The sequence below is a fragment of the Thalassospira sp. A3_1 genome, assembly GCF_017744215.1.
GTDB classification, from domain to species: domain Bacteria; phylum Pseudomonadota; class Alphaproteobacteria; order Rhodospirillales; family Thalassospiraceae; genus Thalassospira; species Thalassospira lucentensis_A.
In genome coordinates this window covers 12,104-34,482 of record NZ_JAGHQQ010000001.1, presented here as the reverse complement: position 1 = coordinate 34,482, position 22,379 = coordinate 12,104, and the positions used below count along the sequence as shown (strand labels likewise).

Annotated in this window: 24 protein-coding genes; 12 read left to right on the top strand and 12 right to left on the bottom strand. The window is 56.3% G+C overall.

The window, feature by feature from the left end:
• The first annotated feature begins 265 nt into the window (after positions 1-265).
• Genes J7395_RS00170 through J7395_RS00155 form a run of 4 tightly spaced genes read left to right on the top strand, consistent with a single transcriptional unit; the run spans position 266 to position 3,293 of the window.
• Positions 266-712, top strand: coding sequence for a hypothetical protein (locus J7395_RS00170; RefSeq protein WP_209220168.1), 447 nt, complete (start codon positions 266-268; stop codon positions 710-712).
• A complete protein-coding gene (locus tag J7395_RS00165) occupies positions 705-1,937 on the top strand; it encodes a biotin/lipoyl-binding protein (RefSeq protein ID WP_209220167.1) in 1,233 nt (410 codons plus the stop codon). The genes J7395_RS00170 and J7395_RS00165 overlap by 8 nt, the downstream gene beginning before the upstream one ends.
• A 57-nt stretch (positions 1,938-1,994) precedes the next feature.
• The gene (gene def / locus J7395_RS00160; protein WP_062953407.1) at positions 1,995-2,597 is read left to right on the top strand and encodes a peptide deformylase; all 603 of its coding nucleotides are present in this window, start codon (positions 1,995-1,997) and stop codon (positions 2,595-2,597) included.
• A complete protein-coding gene (locus J7395_RS00155) occupies positions 2,598-3,293 on the top strand; it encodes a COQ9 family protein (protein ID WP_209220166.1) in 696 nt (231 codons plus the stop codon). It abuts the gene before it with no gap.
• Positions 3,294-3,388: 95 nt separating this feature from the next.
• Here J7395_RS00155 and J7395_RS00150 read toward each other — a convergent pair whose 3' ends face one another.
• From J7395_RS00150 to purE, 3 genes are all read right to left on the bottom strand, one after another.
• Positions 3,389-4,036, bottom strand: a complete 648-nt coding sequence (locus tag J7395_RS00150; RefSeq protein ID WP_209220165.1) for a thermonuclease family protein — start codon at positions 4,034-4,036, stop codon at positions 3,389-3,391.
• Positions 4,037-4,199: 163 nt separating this feature from the next.
• Positions 4,200-5,294, bottom strand: a complete 1,095-nt coding sequence (locus tag J7395_RS00145) for a 5-(carboxyamino)imidazole ribonucleotide synthase (RefSeq protein WP_209220164.1) — start codon at positions 5,292-5,294, stop codon at positions 4,200-4,202.
• 98 nt (positions 5,295-5,392) lie between these two features.
• Positions 5,393-5,893, bottom strand: coding sequence for a 5-(carboxyamino)imidazole ribonucleotide mutase (purE, locus tag J7395_RS00140; protein ID WP_209220163.1), 501 nt, complete (start codon positions 5,891-5,893; stop codon positions 5,393-5,395).
• A 264-nt stretch (positions 5,894-6,157) separates the two neighbouring features.
• Here purE and J7395_RS00135 point away from each other — a divergent pair, with 264 nt between their 5' ends.
• Entirely contained in the window at positions 6,158-7,000 is an 843-nt protein-coding gene (locus J7395_RS00135) for a diguanylate cyclase (RefSeq protein ID WP_062958323.1), read from the top strand.
• A gap of 76 nt (positions 7,001-7,076) precedes the next feature.
• Here J7395_RS00135 and J7395_RS00130 read toward each other — a convergent pair whose 3' ends face one another.
• On the bottom strand, positions 7,077-7,283 hold the full coding sequence (locus J7395_RS00130) for a DUF465 domain-containing protein (RefSeq protein ID WP_007091089.1): 207 nt from the start codon (positions 7,281-7,283) through the stop codon (positions 7,077-7,079).
• A 119-nt stretch (positions 7,284-7,402) separates the two neighbouring features.
• Between J7395_RS00130 and J7395_RS00125 the strand changes: the two genes are divergently transcribed.
• Together J7395_RS00125 and J7395_RS00120 are read left to right on the top strand one after the other, a co-directional pair.
• Positions 7,403-8,509 carry an ATP-dependent 6-phosphofructokinase gene (locus J7395_RS00125; protein ID WP_209220162.1) on the top strand — a complete coding sequence of 369 codons (1,107 nt, stop codon included), beginning with the start codon at positions 7,403-7,405 and terminating at the stop codon, positions 8,507-8,509.
• Positions 8,510-8,548: 39 nt separating this feature from the next.
• Entirely contained in the window at positions 8,549-9,025 is a 477-nt protein-coding gene (locus J7395_RS00120) for a TIGR02444 family protein (protein WP_209220161.1), read from the top strand.
• Positions 9,026-9,038: 13 nt separating this feature from the next.
• On the opposite strand, the gene J7395_RS00115 is transcribed toward J7395_RS00120, so the two are convergent.
• Complete coding sequence (locus J7395_RS00115) at positions 9,039-9,656, bottom strand: UbiX family flavin prenyltransferase (protein ID WP_209220160.1); 618 nt, start codon at positions 9,654-9,656, stop codon at positions 9,039-9,041.
• Positions 9,657-9,771: 115 nt separating this feature from the next.
• Between J7395_RS00115 and J7395_RS00110 the strand changes: the two genes are divergently transcribed.
• Positions 9,772-9,936 (top strand): DUF465 domain-containing protein, encoded by a 165-nt coding sequence (locus tag J7395_RS00110; RefSeq protein WP_082824869.1) that lies wholly within the window; start codon positions 9,772-9,774, stop codon positions 9,934-9,936.
• A 406-nt stretch (positions 9,937-10,342) separates the two neighbouring features.
• A complete protein-coding gene (locus tag J7395_RS00105; protein WP_280634631.1) occupies positions 10,343-12,283 on the top strand; it encodes a propionyl-CoA synthetase in 1,941 nt (646 codons plus the stop codon).
• A gap of 1,171 nt (positions 12,284-13,454) precedes the next feature.
• On the opposite strand, the gene J7395_RS00100 is transcribed toward J7395_RS00105, so the two are convergent.
• Both J7395_RS00100 and J7395_RS00095 read right to left on the bottom strand, forming a co-directional pair.
• Positions 13,455-14,693: an MFS transporter gene (locus J7395_RS00100; protein WP_209220158.1), complete on the bottom strand. Its 1,239-nt coding sequence runs from the start codon at positions 14,691-14,693 to the stop codon at positions 13,455-13,457.
• Positions 14,690-15,262 (bottom strand): GNAT family N-acetyltransferase, encoded by a 573-nt coding sequence (locus J7395_RS00095; protein WP_209220157.1) that lies wholly within the window; start codon positions 15,260-15,262, stop codon positions 14,690-14,692. The genes J7395_RS00100 and J7395_RS00095 overlap by 4 nt, the downstream gene beginning before the upstream one ends.
• A gap of 107 nt (positions 15,263-15,369) precedes the next feature.
• Here J7395_RS00095 and J7395_RS00090 point away from each other — a divergent pair, with 107 nt between their 5' ends.
• Positions 15,370-16,269: a LysR family transcriptional regulator gene (locus tag J7395_RS00090; protein ID WP_209220156.1), complete on the top strand. Its 900-nt coding sequence runs from the start codon at positions 15,370-15,372 to the stop codon at positions 16,267-16,269.
• Here the strand turns inward: J7395_RS00090 and J7395_RS00085 are convergent.
• From J7395_RS00085 to J7395_RS00070, 4 genes are all read right to left on the bottom strand, one after another.
• The gene (locus J7395_RS00085) at positions 16,266-17,075 is read right to left on the bottom strand and encodes a DeoR/GlpR family DNA-binding transcription regulator (protein WP_062953423.1); all 810 of its coding nucleotides are present in this window, start codon (positions 17,073-17,075) and stop codon (positions 16,266-16,268) included. The genes J7395_RS00090 and J7395_RS00085 overlap by 4 nt on opposite strands.
• A 170-nt stretch (positions 17,076-17,245) precedes the next feature.
• Positions 17,246-17,926, bottom strand: coding sequence for a cell cycle transcriptional regulator TrcR (locus tag J7395_RS00080; protein ID WP_062953424.1), 681 nt, complete (start codon positions 17,924-17,926; stop codon positions 17,246-17,248).
• 12 nt (positions 17,927-17,938) lie between these two features.
• Positions 17,939-18,241 carry a hypothetical protein gene (locus J7395_RS00075; protein WP_209220155.1) on the bottom strand — a complete coding sequence of 101 codons (303 nt, stop codon included), beginning with the start codon at positions 18,239-18,241 and terminating at the stop codon, positions 17,939-17,941.
• Positions 18,238-19,257, bottom strand: a complete 1,020-nt coding sequence (locus J7395_RS00070) for an NAD(P)H-quinone oxidoreductase (protein WP_209220154.1) — start codon at positions 19,255-19,257, stop codon at positions 18,238-18,240. Before J7395_RS00070 ends, J7395_RS00075 begins: the two co-directional genes overlap by 4 nt.
• A gap of 80 nt (positions 19,258-19,337) precedes the next feature.
• On the opposite strand from J7395_RS00070, the gene J7395_RS00065 reads away from it, so the two are divergent.
• Positions 19,338-19,532: a DUF1192 domain-containing protein gene (locus J7395_RS00065; RefSeq protein ID WP_062953427.1), complete on the top strand. Its 195-nt coding sequence runs from the start codon at positions 19,338-19,340 to the stop codon at positions 19,530-19,532.
• A gap of 446 nt (positions 19,533-19,978) precedes the next feature.
• Positions 19,979-20,428 (top strand): DUF1465 family protein, encoded by a 450-nt coding sequence (locus J7395_RS00060; protein WP_209220153.1) that lies wholly within the window; start codon positions 19,979-19,981, stop codon positions 20,426-20,428.
• A 65-nt stretch (positions 20,429-20,493) separates the two neighbouring features.
• On the opposite strand, the gene J7395_RS00055 is transcribed toward J7395_RS00060, so the two are convergent.
• Complete coding sequence (locus J7395_RS00055; protein WP_209220152.1) at positions 20,494-22,254, bottom strand: adenylate/guanylate cyclase domain-containing protein; 1,761 nt, start codon at positions 22,252-22,254, stop codon at positions 20,494-20,496.
• Positions 22,255-22,379: the final 125 nt, after the last annotated feature.

Below are 22,379 nucleotides of genomic sequence, written 5' to 3'. Positions count from 1 at the left end.
GCCTGTATGACCGTGGGCTTTATATAGTGTAAAGCGGCGCAAAAGGAAAGAGGGAAGGGGTAATTCGCCTGTGGCGTTCATTGGGCGATAGGGTTGTGCCCACAATGTGATCCCGAAAGCTCGAGATCGGCTTTGTCTTCCCGATTTTATTCTATACCAAAAGTAACGGCATCATGTTGAAAAATATACCATTGGTGGTTGCGATGCGGGTATAGTGATCGGACACGAACAGTTCAAAGCCTTAAGGCAGGGGCGGGGTAGAGCAATGGAAAGCAGTTTGCGGGAGGCGGCAATTGCACATGCGCCGTTCTTTATTGCGGGACCGGGGCAGTCGGATGTGCTGTTCACGATTGTTATTTGGTCTGTCGTTCTGGCGGTGTTTGGCCTTGGCGCGCTTTATCTGAGTTTACATGCGCTGCCCGAAAGATTGGCCCATCACGCCAATCACACCCAGATACAGCTTATCAGTATCCTGACCCTTCTGGCGCTGTTTACCCATAACAACCTGTTCTGGCTGGCGGCCCTGGTGATTGCCGTGGTTCAGGTTCCCGATTTTTATACCCCGATCAATGCGATTGCCGACGCTGTGAAGGCAATGGCAAGGCAGAAGGGGGCAATGAGCGACTCGGACAAATCAGAACACGTTGCTGATGGCGATATCGCGACCGGTACCCCCAGCGTAAAAGAGCAGGAGGACCGTAAAGATGTTTGAACTGATGTTATGTTCCATTTTTACCGTCCTGCCTGATTACCTGATCCGGCGATATGTGCAGGGGAAACGTATCGGCAAGGAAATCACCCTGTTTTCGGTCTGGTACGAGCTGCGATACGGGATTGTCGGCTGTGCAATCCTGACGATTTCATTAATCACGCTGATTTTTTATTATCACCCGTCAAGTCACAACGTCGCGTCCTTTTATCGGACCCTGACCATTTTGCCGGAAAAGAACGGCCGGGTCGTGGAAATCTATGTCGATAACGATGATCAGGTAAAATCGGGTGATCCGTTATTCCGCCTTGATGACCGTACCGAAACCGAAGCGGCCGAAATCGCCCGGCAGCAGGTGCAGGAAATCCGTGCGCAGATGGCGGTAACGCAGGCCGATCTTGCGGTGGCGAACGGTAACCTTGAAGAAGCCCAAGGTGCCTATGAACAGGTACGCGAGGAATTGGCGGTCAAGGCCGATCTTCTGTCACGTGGTACCAATGCGGTTTCACGGCGGGAGGTCGAACGGCTTGAAGTGGCCTTAACCACCCGTCAGGGGGCGGTCAATGCGGCAAAGGCCAACGTCAATGCCGTGGAAACCAAAATGGAAACGCTGTTGCCGGCCCAGCTTGCCAGTGCGGAAGCATCCCTGCGTTCGGCCGAGGTTGCCCTTGGCAAAACCGTTGTCCGGGCGGGTGTCGATGGAGAGATACAGCAGTTTGCATTGCAGATTGGTGATGTGGTTAACCCATTACTGCGTCCAGCCGGTATCCTTATACCGGCCGAACCCGAGGAGGTCGTATTCCAGGCCGGGTTCCAGCAGGTTTCCGCACAGGTTGTCAAAGCTGGAATTCTTGCGGAAATGTCGTGTGCGTCGCTGCCGTTTGAAGTAATTCCGATGTTGGTAACCAGCGTGCAGCCGGTGATCGCCGCCGGTCAGTTCCGCCCGACAGACAGATTGCTTGATATCTCGGAACGGGCCGTGCCGGGCACATTCCTTGCCAAAATGATCCCGCTTTATCCTGAGCAGATCAAGGATGTGCCAAGGGGCAGCCAGTGCGTTGCCAATGCCTATACCAATACCCATGCGCAGCTTGAAAACCCGGAAATCGGTACGGGCGAATGGTTGTTCCTGCATATGGTTCAGACGGTTGGGATCGTGCATGCCTTGCTGCTGCGTATTCAGGCGCTGCTCTGGCCTGTACAGACGCTGGTTTTGTCGGCTCATTAGGTGACAGATCATGTGTAGGGGCTTTACAGCCATGCCGTTTTGGTTGGATATAGGGCCATGTCGATCCTTAAAATTGCCCGGATGGGCCACCCGGTTCTGCGCAGGGTCGCAGACCGGGTCGAGAACCCGCTTGATCCCGAAATCCAGCGTCTGATCGCGGATATGAAGGACACCATGAAGGATGCTGGAGGCGTTGGGCTTGCGGCGCCACAGGTGTTTCAGTCCAAGGCGATCATGGTTTTTTATGTCCCGGCCTTTCGCAAAAGCGATGATCCTGATGATGCGGAAGTACCGTTAAGCGTACTGATCAATCCGGAAATCGAGGCGATTGGCGATGAAATCGTTGATGGCTGGGAAGGATGTCTTTCCATTCCGGGGTTGCAGGGCGTGGTGCCGCGCTGGAACAAAATCCGGTATCGCGGGTTAAATGAGTATGGTGACGAAGTCGAAAGCATTGCCGGCGGGTTTCATGCGCGCGTCGTTCAGCACGAATATGATCATCTGATCGGGGTGATGTACCCTGAACGTATGGAAGACATGACGCTTCTGGGCTTTGCCGATGAATTGCGTGACAATCCGCCCGAAACGACCTTCAGACAGGCAGCATCATCTGGCGAAGGTTCGGATGAAAATGCCGATGAAGACAGCAAGGAGGCCTGAATGACCGTTTCCGAAAGCATGAACCGCCTGCGTACGCAGCGCGAGGCACTGGTCACAGCGGCACTTGAGCACGTGCCGTTCGACGGCTGGACGATGGCCGCCCTTCGTAGCGGCGCCGAAGACCTTGATCTTGCCACGGGTGAGGTTGACCGCCTGTTCCCCGGCGGTATTCGTCAGGCAATCATTACCTATGTCGAGATGACGGATCGCAAGATGGTCGAGGAACTCGACAAGCTTGATCTGCCATCGATGAAAATCCGTGAACGGATCGCGACTGCGGTCAAAACGCGTCTGTCGCTGGTGGAACACGAAAAAGATACGGTGCGCGCCGCTCTTTCCTATCTAACCCTGCCGCAAAACGTACCGCTTAGCCTTAAGTTGACGCATGGTACGGTCGACAAGATGTGGATTGCCGCCGGTGACACATCGACCGATCACAACTGGTACACCAAGCGGATGCTGCTTGCGGGGGTTTATGGTTCGACCCTTGCGTATTGGCTGGATGACAAATCCGAAGGCCATGCAGACAGCTGGGCTTTTCTGGATCGCCGGATCGGCAATGTCATGCAGATCCCGAAAATCACGGGAACGGTCAAAAAGGCCGGGAAATTTGCCGCGACACCATTCAAGCTTGGCGCGAAGCTGGCGAAGTGCATGCCGACGCCCGGTCGGGTCCGCCGCCAGTTCAGCGCATAGAACAGGACAGATTTCGGCCCATTGTTCAAACAAAACGCCGCCCCATGCAGGGCGGCGTTTTGCGTTGGATAACAGCGGTAACAGCGTGATTGCGTCTAGCGCATCAGGAAACTCAGAAGCGTTGTGTCGGGTTTGTTTGCCTGTTCCATTTCGGCAGCAAGATTGATGCTGAACGGTGCGCCAGTATTATTTGCCGGAGCCGCTTTGTCGTCGTGAAGGTCGGCCTCAATCACTTTTGGTTTGGCGGCCAGTGCAACCAGTTCATGTGGCAGATCGCCCATCCACATGCCTTTGCGGTTTTCCTTGGCATGGGTCTGATCGGACAAATAGGTCAGGCAGTTCGGGTTGCCATCGCAGCTGTTCATATCGACAATTGCCCAGCCGGCACGTAGCAGCAAACGGTTGATGTCGGTCTGCCCCATGCGGCATTCGGTCAGCATCGGGAACAGCTGGGAGTCTGAGACCTGCTGGCAGGCGACGGCATAGTTTTCGATGATGCGGTCAAGCGCCTGTGCTGCAGCCGCACCACATTGAAACTCGACACTGCCCGCCCGGCAGATCATGCCCGGTCGTGGGGCGCGAATGCCAAACAGTTCGACAATCATATTGCCAAACCGGAGCTGATCGCCCTGCAACACATCGGGGAAACCGGCGGCCCCCGGTGCGGCATGGGCGGCATTGTTTGCGCCATGGGCTGATGCAAAGCCGGTCATGATTGCAAGGATGAGAAGAAGTTTTTTCATCAGACTGTTACCCGAAAAGAATTTCCTGCCGGGATAACAGCAAGCGCGATGCCAGTTTGGCAGGAAGAAACTGCCTGCCAGGCGATGTGCCTGTGATGTAACGAAAAATGCCCCGAAACCGTTATGGGTCGGGGCATTCATTCAATTTGGTTCAGGGCTGGTATCAGGCCTCTTTGGGCAGGACCCAGGTGATATGACCCATCTTGCGTCCGGCTTTGGCTTCGGCCTTGCCGTAAAGGTGCAGCTTGGCATCTGGCTCGGCCAAAATTGCCTGCCAGTCATCAATGTCGTGGCCCAAAAGGTTTTTCATGCGCGCATTGGAGTGATGGGTCGGATTGCCCAAAGGCAGGCCGCACACAGCACGGATGAACTGTTCAAACTGGCTGGTGATGCAGGCATCAATCGTCCAGTGACCGGAATTGTGCGGACGCGGGGCAACTTCGTTTACCAGAACGTCGCCATCGGTGGTGACAAACATCTCGACCGCCAGCAACCCGACAAATTCCATCGCCTCGACCAGACGGGTGGCGATGTCTTCTGCCTTTTTGGCAAGATCGGCGGGAATCTTTGCCGGGGCAATCGTGACATCAAGAATGTGATTGGTATGCACATTTTCAACCGGGCAGAAGCAGGCGGTGTCCCCCTTGATCCCGCGCGCGACAATGACCGAGATTTCGCGTTCGAACGAGATGAAGCCTTCGAGGATGGCCTCGGCACCGTTCATTTCAGCCCATGCGTCGGCAAGGCTGGTTTCATCGGTGATTTTGACCTGACCCTTGCCGTCATACCCCATTTCGGTGGTTTTAAGCACGGCAGGACGGCCAAGTTTGGCAACGGCGGCTTCAAGATCGGCAAGCGAACGAACGGCGGCAAAAGGTGCCGTGCCGATACCGTTTTCGTTGCAGAAGGTCTTTTCACGCAGGCGGTTCTGCGACAGATGCAGACATTTCCAGCCCGGACGGACCGGCACCAGTTCGGATAGCAGTTTCACGCTGTCATGGGGCACATTTTCAAATTCAAACGTCACGACATCGACATCGGCAGCAAAGGCACGAAGCGCATCCAGATCGGTGTAATCAGCCACCGTTGCATTGGCACAGACCTGTTCGGTCGGGCTGTCGGTTCCGGGGCCGAAAACATGGACCCTATAGCCAAGCTCGGCCGCGCAAAGGGCGGCCATACGGCCAAGCTGGCCATTACCCATGATGCCAATCGTGCTGCCCGGTGCGATGATGCGTGTCGCGAAATCCTGCGTCATTTATTCCTCGAATTCCTTTTCATTCCCCAAGAGGGACGGGCATCGCTGATTTGGACGATGCCAAAGAAAAACGCGCCCATTCGGGCGCGCCTGATGCATTACGGTGCGGGATCAACCGGTTCTTCGGCGACCGCGTCAGTCTGCTGTGCGCGCCAGTCATCAAGACGCCCGGCCAGCGCATCATCCATCAGCGCCATGATCCCGGCGGCCATCAAGCCGGCATTTTTCGCCCCTGCGGAGCCAATTGCCAGTGTTCCGACCGGAACGCCGCCCGGCATCTGAACGATCGACAGAAGGCTATCAAGGCCTTTAAGCGTACGGCTTTGCACCGGAACACCCAGAACCGGAAGCGGCGTCATGGCCGCGGCCATACCCGGCAGGTGGGCGGCACCGCCTGCACCGGCGATAATCACCTTGAGGCCGCGCGACTTTGCGGTTTTGGCATAGTCATACAGGCGATCCGGGGTGCGATGGGCCGATACGATTTTGGTTTCGTAGGGGACTTGCAGCGCATCGAGGACATCTGCTGCATTTTTCATGGTTTCCCAGTCGGACTGGCTGCCCATGATAATGCCGATGACCGGGCGTTGATCGCTCATGCTGGCGGCTCCGTTTGTCGCGCGTTATCAGAAGGCCCGCATTATAGGCAGGAAGGGTGATCATGCAAGCCTGCCGGTCGCCTGATATGGCACTGTTTTCGGGATAATTTTGCGGGGCTTTTCCTGTCGTCGTCAGGTAGCCATAAGGGTAGGTATCTTATCCTTGCTTACAGTTGATAATTTAAGTGAAGTATAAGTATTTTGGGTTTATAGTTATTCATATCAATTTTTATCTCTGTGCAGGTAGCACGAGAGAGGGCAGACATGAAAGTCACGAGACCCGGTTCCGCCACGCCATCATCCATGGCGGCGGGCGATGGACGGTATCCATCCAATCCCTATGCCGCGTACACCTATGGCAGGCCGGTGCGTAAAAAAGGTGCGCCTGATCCCGATCAGCATCAGGTTGATATCGTTAATCGCGATATCCTGAGCGCAGAACCCCCGGTTCCGGCCAATATTCATGACATTGCGGATGTTCTTGGCATCCCCGATGCGCAGGTAACACCGGCTGTTGAAAAGGCGATTGCGCGATTAATGCAGCGGGTGAACGGGCTGACCGATAATCTTGCGGAACTGCAACGTCATCAGATTGAACTGACCCGGGCAGAGGGCCGTGACCCGTTCACCGGGGCGTTAAGCCGCAACAGTTTCATGCAGATTGTTGAAAACGAAATGGCACTGGTCGGATCGGACCGGACGACGCGGGCACTTATGCTGTGCGAGATTGCAAATCTTGATGATGTTTTGCAGCGTCATGGCCATGGCTGCAAGGAAGGGGTGTTTACCTTCCTGTACCGGACGATAACCGAATTCATCATGCCACCCCATCAGGTCGGTTATCTTGGCTGCAACGATTTTATCGCGCTGCTTTACAATATGGATGAACAGGATGCCTGGCAGCGTGGCGATGCCATCAGCCGGCGTTTGAAAAAGCATCCGTTTTTCTGGAACGGCAAATACATCACCATTATTCCGGTGTTTGGCATTTATCATGTCAAAGCGGGCGACACCGCTTACGAGGCACTGGTATCTGTGGATTATGCCCTGCGTGCCGAAAAGGAAATGAAATCGGCTCAGTTACAGCGGATTCCAAGCGGGCTTTGATGTGCCGGGTATGTCGCGATCCGGATGCAGGATTTGGTCTGTAACCCACGCTCGTTACCAACGGGCGCGCTGCCTTTCAGGCAATAATATCCGGGACCAACTGCGACTCGAGATAAAGAATCTCGTCCTTGAGTGCTAGTTTGCGCTTTTTCATGCGGCCCAGACGCAATTGATCGTGATGGGCCCCGTGGGCCAATTGTTCGATTGCGATATCGAGATCACGATGTTCCTCGCGCAGAAACAGCAGTCTTTTTTCAACCGCGATCTGATTGATTTCGTCCATTTTTGATCCAGCTTGGTTAGCGACGCGAAGAGCCTGTAATACTATCAGAATTCGGGTTGGCAACCCATATGATTTGTAATCGGCTTTATGATTTGGATCGGACAGGACGGAGGATACGGATGCGGATCGGAATTCTGACCAGCGGTGGCGATTGTGCGGGCCTGAATGCGGTTATTCTGGCGGTGGTGCGGCGCGCAGTGCTTGGTTATGGCTGGGACGTGGTTGGTATCCGGCAGGGCACACACGGTTTGATGCAGGACCCGCCGCAGGCCATTGATCTGAACGATTACGTCAATAATGACGGAATGCTGCGCCTTGGCGGTACGATTCTTGGCACCGTTAACAAGGGCGACCCGTTCCATTATCCGATGCCTGATGGAAGTTTTGCCGACCGTTCGGCCGAAGTCATCGCCGGGTATCACAAGCTTGGCCTGGATGCCCTGATCGGGGTTGGCGGGGATGGCAGCATGGCGATCCTGCATCGGTTGGCCGAAATGGGTGGTATCAATCTGGTGGGGATTCCCAAAACCATCGATAACGATCTGGCGCTGACGGAATATTCGGTGGGCTTTACCACGGCGGTCAATGTTGCGGTCGAGGCACTTGACCGGTTGCAGCCGACAGCCGCATCGCATGACCGTATCATGATTCTGGAAGTCATGGGGCGCGATGCCGGGCATATCGCGCTGTTCGCCGGGGTTGCCGGTGGGGCGGATGCGATCCTGATCCCGGAAATGGATTACGATCTTGAAGCGCTGACCGAGCATTGCCTGAACATTCGCAAGCGCGGGCGCAATCATGCGCTGGTGATCGTTGCCGAGGCGGTCAAGCGCGATGACGGGGCCGCGGTGACGCAAGGTGATGACGGCCAGAAAGTACGTTATGGCGGGATCGGGCACTGGCTCGCGGACGAATTGGGCGCACGAACCGGCTGGGAAACCCGTGTGACCGTGCTGGGCCATGTGCAGCGCGGCGGGATTCCATCGCCGCGCGACCGGGTGATTGCATCGGCCTTCGGGGTGCATGCGGTGGACCTGATTGCGCAGAAAAGTTTTGACCGTGTCGTCGCCTGGTCAAAACGCAAGGTGATCGACGTCGCAATGGCGGATGTGATTGTCGGCCCGCGGCTTGTCGATACCAATGGAACCATGGTATCGACCGCAAAGGGTCTTGGTGCCTATATCGGCCATCCGCCCGAAACGGTTCGCACGGCAAAAACGGTCTGATTAACAGGCCGCATTTACATAAAAACAGACAGGTTGGATATGAAGGCTGAGGAAGTCTGGACCTTTACGGTCGAGATGTATGGACGGGACGGCGTTGCGCCGTTGTGTCTTGAATTGCAGGAACGATGTGATCTGGATGTGAACATGCTTTTGTTCATGTTCTATCTTGGCCAGAAAGGGCAGGCACCGCATAGCATATCCGCCCTTGAAAATGCGGTACGGGACTGGCGTGAACAGGTGATTGTGCCGTTGCGCAATACCCGCCGCTTTTTGCGCAATGCCGATTGGGAAAGTGCGCAAAAACTGCGCGCCAAGGTCAAGAGTGACGAACTGAGCGCCGAACGGATTGAGCAGGAATTGCTGTGTGATGCGGTCGAAACCATTCCGGCCGGTGATCCGATGGCTCCGGCACGGGCTTATTTATCACCCACCCGTTTTGATCTGAGCCAGCCGGAATGCGATGCCGCACTGGAACAGCTTCGCGCCTGCATGCTGTTAAGCCCGAAGGCGCAATAGGGGGCCCTATTGCTTAATCCGTCTTGCGCGGTTTGCCGGTGACCGGGATGTGGTTTTCGGCGTCCGTATCGCCCCAGCGCGCCGTTTCCGGCAGGTCGATGTCAAACAGATCAAGGATCCGGCCGCAGCTTTGCGTGACCATTTCATCAAGCGATTGCGGGCGCGCATAGAAGGCGGGCACCGGCGGTGCGATGATTGCGCCGTTTTCGGTGGCCAGTGCCATATTGCGGATATGGCCGGCATGCAGGGGCGTTTCACGGGCCATCAGAACCAGACGGCGGCGTTCCTTGAGCATCACATCGGCGGCACGTGCGATCAGATTGTCTGCGACTCCGCTTGCCACCTCGGCCAGGGACTTCATCGAGCAGGGTGCGATGATCATGCCGCGTGTGCGGAACGAACCCGATGCAATCGATGCACCGATATCCGCATTGTCATGGATGACGTCTGCCATCTCTTTGATATCGCGGATTTTAAAATCGGTTTCATAGGCGATTGTGCGCTCTGCCGCCTTCGAAAGGATCAGGTGAGTTTCGATTGGCGAATTTTTCAGCAACTGTAAAAAACGGATGCCGTAAATCACTCCGGACGCGCCGGTTATGCCAATGATAAGTCGATCCTTTTGAGACATTTTATGTGTTATCCGGGTCACTATTTGAACGATTGCGTCGTCGAAAGACTGGAAATCATATTACAGAATTACTACCATCAAAGCGTGGGCAATGTCAGAACTGAGGAGTAGGCGAATGAGTGTTCAATCCCATGTCGAAGCTCTCACTGCCAAACATGCTGCACTTGAGCAGGAACTCCACCTCGAGCAGCGCCGCCCGGCGCCAGACAATTCCCGTGTCGCAGACATTAAACGCCGCAAGCTCGAAATCAAGGACGAGATAAGTCGAATAACCCATTAGCCGTCAAGAGGATGCTGGCAAAATCCGCACAGCGTGATGGTAAGGCTGTGCCGATTTCCTGAAAAATGCATCTCCTGACGACAGGATCAGTCCCTTCATTTTTTGCCGCCTCCGATTGTCGCCCACAACGAGAGGCGGCATTCTTGTAAGCACCTTTTGGCGTCCCGATCTGTATAGGACAGCATACGCGGAAAGATGTTTTCTGGATTGATTTCAGTCCGCAAAAATCCCGGTTTTCCGCCCTCTACCAATGTCTAAGGGGCGTTGGAAATTTAAATCGGTATTATGATGCCGAATTAAGGTCCGGTGTTTGATCCGGCCCTTGATACAGATCGGGCAGGCGATGTCACAACATTTGCGGATGATGATGTCGCGGTAACGCAGCACACAAGCCAGACGCGTATATTTGGGCAAAGATCCAGACGCGCGGGAGGAAGTTTCACAAATGACGGGTCGCTATCAGGAAATCTATGATCGTTCGATCACGGACAGGGAAGGTTTCTGGGCCGAGGCTGCGGAAAATCTGGTCTGGTACAGGAAATGGGACCGTGTGCTTGATGACAGTAACGCGCCGTTTTATCGCTGGTTCGAAGGCGGGATGGTCAATACCTGCTTTAACGCGCTGGATCGTCATATTGAAAATGGTCGCGGTGAACAGGCGGCCCTGATTTATGACAGCCCCGTCACCAATACGATCGAAACATTCACCTATAACCGGCTGCGCGATGAGGTTGCCCGTCTTGCCGGGGCCCTGCATGCCAAGGGGGTGACCAAGGGTGACCGGGTGATCATCTATATGCCGATGATCCCGCAGGCGGCGATGGCGATGCTGGCATGTGCGCGCATTGGTGCGATCCATTCGGTCGTGTTTGGTGGCTTTGCATCCAACGAGCTTGCGACCCGGATCAATGATGCAAAACCGAAACTGATCCTGAGTGCCAGTTGCGGTATCGAAGGATCACGCGTGATCGAATACAAGCCGCTTCTGGACCGGGCGATTGATCAGGCCAAGCACAAGGTCGAAACGGTCCTGATGTTCCAGCGTGCGCAATGTTCGGCCCTGCTGATTGACGGGCGTGATTTTGACTGGATGGCGGAATGCGCCAAGGCCGCCCCGGCCGATTGCGTGCCGGTGGCAGCGACCGACCCGCTTTATGTGCTTTATACATCCGGCACCACCGGCCAGCCCAAGGGGGTCGTGCGCGACAATGGCGGGCATATGGTGGCGCTTAACTGGTCGATGAAGAATATCTATGATGTCGAGGCCGGTGATGTGTATTGGGCGGCATCCGATGTCGGCTGGGTCGTCGGGCATTCCTATATCGTTTATGCGCCGCTTCTGGCCGGATGCACGACGGTGATGTATGAAGGCAAACCGGTTGGAACGCCGGATGCCGGGGCGTTCTGGCGGGTGATATCACAGCATCGGGTCAAGGTCCTGTTTACCGCACCGACCGCGTTCCGGGCGATCAAGCGCGATGATCCCAAGGCCGCGTTGATGGCCAATTATGATCTTTCGTGCCTGAAGGCGCTTTATCTTGCCGGGGAACGATCCGACCCCGATACGCTGCACTGGGCCGAAGACAGCCTTGGCGTGCCGGTGATCGACCATTGGTGGCAGACCGAAACCGGCTGGTCGATCTGTGCCAATCCGCGCGGCATTGAGATGCTGCCGATCAAATATGGATCGCCGACGGTTGCAGCCTGTGGCTGGGACGTGCAGGTGGTGGATGAAGGCGGCAAGCCGCTTGAACGCGGCAAGATCGGGGCGCTGGTGGCCAAGCTGCCCCTGCCGCCAGGAACATTGCCGACCCTTTGGCAGAATGATGACCGGTTCAAAGCGGCCTATCTTGAAGAATTCCCGGGCTATTACGCCACCGGGGATGCTGGTTTCATTGACGAGGACGGCTATGTCTATGTCATGTCGCGGACGGATGACATCATCAATGTCGCGGGGCATCGGCTGTCGACCGGGGCAATGGAAGAAGTGCTTTCGGGTCATCCCGATGTCGCCGAATGTGCGGTGATTGGGGTGCATGATGACCTTAAGGGGCAGTTGCCGCTTGGTTTCGTGGTCCTGAAATCCGGGGTGGATCGCCCGCATGAAGCGATCATCAAGGAAGTGGTTGCCATGGTCCGTGATCAGATCGGGCCGGTTGCGGCCTTCAAGCAGGCAACCATTGTGGATCGTCTGCCCAAAACCCGGTCGGGCAAGATCCTGCGCAAGACCATGCGATCCATTGCGGATGGTGAGACCTACAACACCCCGGCAACCATTGATGATCCGGGCATTCTGCCGGAAATTGCCGAGGCGCTGAAAGATATTGGTTACGCCAAATCGGCGTGATCCTGACGGGATGAAAACTCCCAATGCCCGGACAAGCACGGGTCAACTTGACCGCCCGCCGGATTTATCCAGCGGGCGGCTTTTATTGGGTTGGGGAATGGGTTCATAACATATTGAAAAACAAATCATTTTCTGGGGAGTGAGTTTTTATCGGAAGTTTTTTCGAGTTTTCGGAAAAATGTTCTTGATTTGTTCTTTTGTTTGTGTCATAAAGGCAAAGTCAACGGGACAAATGCACCCGGATCAAAAACCCGCAAAGCGTCATGCGCTTTTGCGGGTTTTTGCGTTTCGGGCCGGGAAGACAGGAAAGCGACGATGATTGTTGAGCGATATGACAGGCCGAGAGGGCGACGGCGACGTCGCCAAGGGGGCATCGATGGCGGTTGGAAAAATCATTACGGGGGACGTGTGTCCGGGCGGTGACGCCCGATAGCCTCGATAAGTTTCGGGGGGTATTTGCGAAAAACGGTTGGTAATCATGACGGGAGAAATGTGTCCTTCGGGCATGGGGACGTGCCGGAAGTGTGGGGGGGCGATTGAGGCAAGCCCGGCCTGGGCTGTGATGGCAATGGCGACGGTTGCGGCAGGGCCGAATTGCGACTGGATGAGATCGCCAGGGGCGACAGCTCCGTCGATGCCAGATGGCCAAGCCGCGAAATCGTCGGGCCGCCAGACCATGCGAACACCGGGCAGGGGATTTGCCCGTTGCCCGTCTTGCGTCTCGTCCGCCAAGCCCGGCCAGTCTGGCAAGGGCGGTATGGTGGGGCAGACCGTGGGAGCCGAGTAGGCCAGATCGGACCGGAGACGATGCGTCCGAAAAATTTGGCAAGAGCAGCATCGAAAGGCGGAACAGGCAGATCGACGAAGGCACGGATCAGACCGCCGGGGCATTCAGGCCAGATCGGATTGTCAGACCATTCGACTGCCCGGCGGATCGATCATCTTTGCGCAAGGCAGCGATAACTTGGTCATGGTCAGCACGCTTTGCGGAGAGTCCGGCATGGAGCCCGCTGTCGGACCTGCCGTGACGTTGGGCGATCGGGGGGCGATCAGGGGGCGAAAGTGCCAATCAGGATAGGTTGTCCGTCGGTTGTTCCGTTGCCCCGTTCAGGTTTGTTGGCCGGGGCATGGGGCAATCTGAGTGCCCGCGAATTTGATTTGCGGGTGGCTTTTACGAGGGATGCCTATCAGGCGATGGGGCCGGGCGGGTTTCGGAGCTTTGCGGTCGTAGGAGCAGGTAAAGCCACATGGCAGCCCCAAAGGCACAGGCCAGCAGGGCGATGGAAAGCCAGAGCGCGCCGGTGGGGCCCCAATGTGCGATGGCGCGTTCGTAGAGGCTGGGTGCCAGGGCGGAGAGGATAAAGCCCGGTACCAGTAATCGCCCGACCTGATGGCCGTATCGGGCATTGCCGAAGATCATCAGGGGAAGGGTTCCGCGTGTGATCGTAAGAACGCCGTTTGCAGCCCCGTAAAGCAGGGTGAAGGTCATGGCGGCAATCGCAAACTGATCCCCCCAGAAGGCAAGGACGAAGCAGAGCGGCAAAATGGCGGTGGCAAACAATGTCAGACTTGCCGGGGCGATGCGTTTGCCAAACAGGATTTCGGCGGCACGCGCCGCGGATTGTCCGATACCGCGCAGCGATGCGGCATTGATCGCGGCGGCGGTGGTTAAGCCAAGTCCGATCAGGATGGCGATCATGTGGGCCGACATTGCGGCATTCACGACATTGAGCAGGGTGACGATTACGGCATACAGAAAGCCGCACAGGCGTTGATGCGTTGCCAGTCCCTGATCATCGGTACTGTCGGCATCATCGGTCGGATTAGGGGTGGTTCCCGTTCCGGAAGGTGCGCCATGTCGGGCATCGGGGATGGCGGCATACATCGGGACGGTCAGAAGGGCGAAACCGGCATAGGCGACAAGGGCGATTGTGATGCCAAATTCCGACTGGATCAAATGACCGAGCGGCCAGAAGACGGTTGAGGCCAGGCCGCCAAAAAGCGTGATCTGCCCCATCGCCCGTCTGGCATCGCGCCCGCCAATCCGGGCGAGGGTTGCAAAGGCCGCATCATAAAGGGTGGCCCGCATGGCAAGCCCAAGGATGATCCAGCCGATGAAATGAAGCACCTGCTGATCGGCGAATGCAAGGATCAGACAGCCAAGGGCATTGAGGCATGACCCCAGCGTCATGATGATCCGCCCGCCGTGACGGTCGATCATCCTGCCGCAAAAGGGGGATATGACCGCCATGGTCAGAAGGCTTGCCGAAAAGCCCGCATAAACCACGCTGCTGGACCAGCCGTGATGTTGGGCGATCAGGGTGCCGAAATTGCCAATCAGATAATAGGCCGTGCCCCAACTGATGAGCTGCCCGAGCCCCAGTTTTATGACAAGTGCGCGGGTGATCATTTATCGGCCGGGCCGGGGATGAGCGGCTGATCGGAACCAAGCGGGCGTTGCATCAGAACCGAGTCCAGCCATGTGCCGAACTTGTAGCCGACATTGTGGAAGGTGCCGGTCATGTCGAAGCCGAATTTCCGATGCAGGGCAATGGATGCGTGGTTTTTGCTATCGCCGATGGCGGCAACCATCTGCCGCCACGGACCTGCTTCGCAGCGTTCCAGAAGGGCCGCCATCAGGGCCGCCCCGATCCCGTTCCCGATGCAATCGGGCGCGACATAGATCGAATTTTCCACCGTGTGGCGATAGGCCGAACGCGGGCGATAGAGACTGGCATAGCAATAGCCGACGATGACATCACCGCGCAGGGCGACCAGATAGGGCAGGCCATATCCACGGATGGCGTCAAAGCGACTGGTGATTTCGGTCTCAGACGGCGGGATTTCTTCGAACGAGGCGGTGCCGGTCAGAACGTGATGGCGATAAATCGCGGTGATGGTGGCAATGTCGGAAGGGTCGGCATCGCGGATGGCGAGATCGGACGTTTTGGCGGTGGCAGGCAGCGTATCGGTCGACATTGATCGGGATTCCATATCAGAGATTAACTGTATGACGTGACATTAGCCGGTCATCTGAAATAAGATAAGATTTGTATTCTTATGCAAATCATAAGGAATAGTTTTATATGCGTGGCCTTAACCTTGATCAGATGCATGCCTTTGCCGATGTCATCGAGCTTGGCAGTTTTTCTGCCGCCGCCGCACGGCAGAATTTAAGCCAGCCTGCGATCAGCCAGCAGATCCGCCAGCTTGAAGATCGTCTTGGCGTGCGGTTGATTGAGCGCGTCGGCAAACGCGCGATGCCAACACCGGCCGGGCAGGCATTGCTGGATCGGGTGGGCGAGATTGACGCATCCGTTCAGAACGCCCTGGATGCGGTGGCGGGATTTGCCAGTGGTACGGTCGGGCAGGTGCGCATCGGAACCGGTGCGACGGCCTGCATCTATTTCCTGCCAAAGGTTCTGGAACAGTTGCAGCGGCGTTTCCCGAAGCTGGAAATCATTGTTCGCACCGGCAATACCAGCGACGTTCTGAAATCGATTGAGGAAAACAGCCTTGATATCGGGCTGGTGACATTACCCGCCAGCGGGCGCAGTCTGGATATCGTGCCGGTTCTGACCGATCCGTTTGTCGCGATCTTTCCCGACGGGATGGATGTGCCCGATCTGGTCCGGCCGGCTGATCTGGCAGATATTCCATTGGTTCTGTATGAACGTGGTGGCCAGACACGCACCATTGTTGATGACTGGCTGCGTGCGGCAGGTGTTGCCGGGCATTCCATCATGGAACTGGGCAGTGTCGAGGCGATCAAGGAACTGGTCGGGGCCGGGTTGGGGGCAACGATTTTGCCCGCGATGGGCGCACGGCTGGGCCGTACACAGTTCCCGATCAAGACCCGCAAGCTTGCCCCGGACCTTGCGCGCCGTCTGGCGCTTGTGGTCCGGCGCGACAAGGTGATGGGAAGCGGGTTGCGCGAAGTCCGCAACGGGTTGATTGCGGCAGCGCGCGACTGGACGGGTGCCTAGTCTTCTTCGGGGACGAAGAAGGTCGGGAATTCGGCATTCGGTTCGGGGATATGCAGGGCAACCCCGTGTTTTTCGATCATCTGAATGATGGCATCGGGCGGTGGGCAATCGGTGAAGAAGGCGGTTACCTGTGTGACAGAGCCGCCACGCACCACGGCATTGCGGCCAAACTTGGTATGATCGGCCACCAGATAGGTCTGGCGCGAATTGGTCAGAATGGCGGAACGTGCACGGACTTCCTGTTCGTCAAAGTCGAGCAGACTGCCATCGGCATCAATGCCGCCAACACCGAAAATGCCGTAATCGACCTTGTAGCTGTTAAAGAATGCCTCGACCTCCGGCCCCAGCACATCGCGGTCGCGATTGCGCAACCGGCCGCCAATCAGGGTGACGTCAAAGCTGTCATTGGTGGCGGCGACATAGGCCACATTGAGATTGTTGGTGAAAATCCGCAAACCGCGATGCTGCAAAAGCGCACTTGCGACCAGTTCCGGCGTGGTGCCGATTGAAAAGAACAGCGATGCCCCATCGGGAATGGCGCGCGCGACCAGTGCCGCGATCTTGCGCTTTTCATTCACATGCAAAACCTTGCGCGCCCGATAGGCAATGTTTTCATGTTCAAGTGCCGGTTCAACCCCGCCATGGCGACGTCGCAGCAATCCTTCGTCGCAAAGGGCGTTTACATCGCGTCGGATGGTTTGCGGGGTTACCTGAAAACGTTCGGCAAGCTGTTCAATAGTCTTGAAACCGTCAGCGCGGACAAGTTCAACGATACTGGCCTGACGTTCAGTCGGACGTTTTTGCATGAGATGCTTCTTTGGCGATTGTTTTGCGGTTTTTGTTTAAGCGAATGTTATGGGGTGTTCATTTCAGGAATATTACCGTTTCACGGCATTCATATGAAACAAAACATATTCGCTTTTAGGTTGGTCACCAAAGAGAAAAGGCCGCCCGGTTGGGGCGGCCTTTGCATCGATCAGGAGCGGAACAGGTTTTCTGCTGCTTCCATGTAATCGGATGTTTTGGGTTCTTCTTTCTTGCGATCGTCCTTCTTGCCGGGATAATCCGGTTCCGGGTTGATCTGCAATTCTTCGGGCAGCGGATCTGGCTCGACATTCTTGACGACCTTTTCCGGGTTCTTGCTGCGCGCGATCACGACCTGTTTTTCAAGATCAAGTTCGATGCAAAGACCCATGGTCACCGGGTTGCGCGGCGTCAGGTTGGCCGAGTTCCAGTGCGTGCGATCGCGGATTTTGCCAATCGTGTCCTTGGTGGTGCCGATCAGTTTGCAAATCTGCGCATCCGAGAGTTCCGGATGGTGCTTGAGCAGCCACGCGATTGCATTCGGGCGATCCTGACGTTTGGAAACCGGGGTGTAACGAGCCCCTTTACCATGTGCGCGCGGACGCGGCAGATCGGACTTTGCCATTTTCAGCAATGCACGCGGATCGGCTTCGCAGCGGGCGATCTCGTCTTTGGTCAACTGACCATTGGCAACCGGATCAAGGCCGACAATCCCCTGATTGACATCGCCATCGGCGATGGCCTGAATTTCCAGTTCATGCAGCTCGGTAAAGGCTGCAATCTGCCGGAACGACAAGCCGGTATTGTCGATAAGCCATACGGCCGTTGCTTTGGGCATGAGGGGCTGAGCCATAATTCCTCCTGTTTACTCTTTCTCATCTGGAGACCGGCGATGGGATGAACCCCAAAAACGCGGGAATATTTGCCCCAGAATATAATCTGTTTTGGTGTTCCGGCAACGCTGCAAAGGCAACCCAAAGTGGGTGCCGCGCGTCGCTGGAACCGCCACAGCGCTCTTTTCGATCAATGTGCGGTTAAAAGCAACAATCTGTTGCAGGTTATCGAAAAGAATATTTCTTTTCGTCCCGCAATCAAAGGCCAGTTGCCGGGAAAGGGTGAAGCCGGTAGTGACCGAATATGCCTTCAACCCCGATCCGTAAACGATCAAGGCACTTCCAGTACCACTTTTCCAACATGTGCGCCACCCCGCAAAATGTCGTGTGCGGCCTGGGCTTCATTCATTGGCAGGGTTTGGTAAATGACCGGTTTGATCGTGCCGTTTTCAAATAGTGGCCAGACCTGCTGGCGAAGTTTGCCTGCGATTGCGCCCTTGTTGGCAACCGGCTGGGCGCGCAGGGTTGATCCCATCAGGGTCAGGCGTTTTAACAGAAGCGGGGTAAAGTTGGTTTCGGCCTTGGGCCCGTTCAGGAAGGCAATGATCAGAATCCTGCCTTCCATCGCAGCCGCCTTGAAATTGCGGCTGACATAATCGCCTGCGACCATATCAAGGATGACATCCGCCCCCTTGCCGTTGGTTGCGGTTTTTACCTCTTCAACGAAGTCCTGTGTTTTGTAGTTGATGGCGATGTCCGCGCCAAGGTCGAGGCAGGCCTGGCATTTTTCATCGGTGCCTGCGGTTGTGATCACGCGCGCGCCAAATGCCTTGGCAAGCTGGATCGTGGTGGTGCCGATCCCCGATGTGCCGCCATGGACAAGGAATGTTTCGCCCTGTTTCAGCCCGGCCTTGTCGAACACATTATGCCAGACGGTAAAGAAGGTTTCGGGAAGGGATGCTGCTTCTGTCATGGAAAGACCGGCCGGGACGGCCAAGCATTGCGCGGCGGGGACGGCGGCATATTGGGCATAGCCGCCGCCGGTGACCAGGGCACAGACGCGATCACCGATTTTCCATTGCGTGACATCGGGGGCGGTGGCGACAATTTCGCCCGAAAGCTCCAGCCCCGGGATTTCCGACGCGCCGGGGGGCGGCGGATACATCCCGGCCACCTGCATCAGATCGGGCCGGTTGACGCCGGCGGCATGAATGCGGACCAGAACCTCGCCCTTTGCGATTTCGGGCGTAGCCACCTTGCCAGCGGCAAGATACCGGTTGTCGCCGTCGATACGGATTTCGATTGCCTGCATGTCTTTGGCAAGGTCCGGGGCAAGGTCTGGCAAGGTCATGACAAAACTCCATGGCGAATGATAAATTCGGTCACTATGTAATAGCGGGAAAAACGCCAAGGGCAAAATGTCAAAGGAGGATGACTGTGGAAGAAGACGACCTGCAAAAACCTTTGGCCGCGATGTTCGGCCTGCCGCGGAACCTTGACGGAATGTCGATTGAAAACCTTGTCGATTATCGATCCGCCCTTGAACAGGAACTGGTGCGCGTCGATGCGGCGATGGAGCATCGCAATGGCGTGCGAGCCGGGGCCGAGGCGCTTTTCAAGAACTGACGGGACGGGTGCGCCAAAACATTAAACGGGAGGATGTATTTTTAAACCTCCGGTTAATTGAATATTAAACTTCCCGTCTTATATATGAGTAGTGGGCCAGAGCTTGGCCCCTTGTCGAACGTGATGTTTCGATGCCTCCCTGTTAAACTGAACCGCCCAAATTCAGGGCGGTTCTTTTTATGTTTTCGCCTTCTACGTACTGTTTATACGTATTTCGGTACGTATTAATACGTACTGTCATATTTCCGACATTAATTACCTTGACCCCTTGCCAACCGCTGGCTAGAGTTCGGCCACAAACAAGATCAAGAATAACAAAAAAGTCCGGCAAGTTTAGCAGGTTGAGGCAAGGCCGCCCTTTGGGGCGGTCTTTCTATTTCGGGGCAAATTCAGGGCAAATTCTGGCGGATGCTTGAAGCCCGGTCTCCGTTTCCCATATAAGCGGTATGGCAAATAAGGATCACCCGACCGAGATTGGGCACCCCTATCAAAGCAACTTCGCGATCGTTCCTTTTTCGCGAACCTATGACGAGGCTTTCACCCTGCTGGTGGAGGCGCGTAATTACCTTTCAGCAAACCGCACCGCATCGCGTCGTGGCCTTCACAACAGCGTCAAGATGAACCAGTTCATCGAGGAAATGCGCATGACCAGCCGCCTGATCCGGGCGATGGCATGGCTGCTGGCGGTGCGTGCGGTTGAAGAGGGCGAGATTGATTGGGAAGATGCCGTTGATCTTGATGATCTGATGGTTGATCTGCAAATCTGTGTTCGTGGCGATTGCGACGAAGAAACGGGATTCCCGCCAGTCCTTCTTGATCTTATGGAACGTGCCCATTCACTTTACATGCGTACCGCCCGCATGGAACTTCAGGTCGCCGCACGCTGTTCAGCCTGACCATGTTTGGCCGCTTTACGAGGGTAGGTAGGGGATGTTTGCCTGCGTGCGCGTGATAACGTCAGTCAGGCGCGCGAGGTGGCGGCAAAGACTTCTATCGGTTCGGCAAAGCCCTTCATCTGGCGTGTGCCTTTCGATGTGAAGGCCGCCCGGCTGCCGGCGTAGGTATCCTTGACGTTCTGTGATACCAGAATTTCATCACCACCGGCCTGTGCACAGACGCGTGCCGCAAGCTGCACCACGCTGCCAAACAGGTCGTTTTCTTCGGTAATGGCTTCGCCGGCATTGATGCCGATGCGGATCTGGAATTTCAATTCATCACGGCCGTTATGCTGGGCCATGTTGCGCTGAATCTCGATGGCGGCTTCGACGGAGCTTGCCGATGACGGGAACACGGCCATGATGCCGTCCCCCATATGCTTCACTTCCTTGCCGTAATTGTTGATCAGCGCGGTGCGCACGATCTGGTTATGGATATGCACCATCTGCTGTGCGCCGACATCGCCCAGTTGCTGCGTCATCTGGGTGGAATTGACGATATCGGTGAACATCAGCGCATGCAGCTTCTTGCCGCCAGCAGCAACGGGTGCGCCGGTCGGCTTTTCGGTCCAGGCTGCAATGGCGCGGGATACCGATGTGGTGATGCTGCGCTCGTCCTTCATATAGGCGTCCATCGAGCTTCTGCCCGCGCCATACATATCCTTGTATTTTGGCTCCAGAATGTAGCTGTCGACATTCTTGCAGAACGTGTCGGCCATGCTGCCGGTCGCACCCAGGGCGGAAATGCAGTCCTTCAGGACGCTGCGTCCCTGCCTTCCCTCGAGGGCGTTCTTTTCGCTACAGGCATCGCAGGCACCGGCAACGTAAAGATTGACGCCGAATTTATGATAGGCGTCCATGTTCGGAACCGTGCGCTTGATGGCTTCGATCGAACCGGCGATGAAGGATTTCATGACCTCGCGCGTGGCCTGAAGTGCGGGCGTCACGGCCATTGGCTGATCGGGGATGCCGTCATCGCGCTGTTCGGATGCGGATTTGGTATCGTCGGTTTCATCCGCGCCCGTATCAGGCGTTGCTTCATTTTCAGAACGCGCAGCCTCGGCCGCCATTTCGGCAAAGCCGCCTGAGAGGGATGGGCGGCCCGGTGATGCCGTCTTGCGCACGGCTTTGACCGGTTGCCGGGCGACGGGTTGCTGCACCGGTGCGGTGCGTGCCTTGCCCTTGAACCTGCGCGTGATGCTCATCAGCATCGGTGTCGCGCTGGCAAGGAAGCCGACAATGAAGGATATGAAATTGGCTTTGTCATAAAAGCCCTGACTGATCGAAACACCCATACGCGGCAGGTATTCAAGCCCGTGCGAGGCACCAAGCATTGCGGCCAGACCAATGGCAATCGCAATGCAAAAGGCAATCATCAGTTTCAGAACCACGCCAACCAGACTGGGGTTTTCATCCCGGGCCGCAGGCTTTGCCTTTGGGCGGATCGGTTTCGGGGCCGGGCTTGAAACCGGTTCGGGTTCGACCGCGGCCGGGGCGGGGGCACGAACGGGGGCCGGGCGCGCGGGGGCTGCCTGTGCCTTTTCCAAGGCACCGCTTTGCCGCGTTTCATAGATGACGTATTCGTCAGCCGCATTATTGGTGTGGTTATAGACTTCGCGAATGACCTTGACGGCGGAGACATGCGCCATCTTTTCAAGCGAGCGCGCTTCTTCCTCGGCCTGCTTTTTCTGCGCACCGGTAAAGTGGGCGTGAATCTGCCAACGCCCTGAGCGGTCTTTAACATAGACCTCATAGCTGACCTGGGTGCGCGCGATCACCTGGTTCATTCGATTAGCCCAGTCTTCCTGACACTAGGGGGACCCCTTCCCCGATACCGGCGCGGTATAGCGCCGGTTGAAGATTATGGCAAGAAAATGTCCGGATGACCATTAAATATGCCTAATGCCCCCGT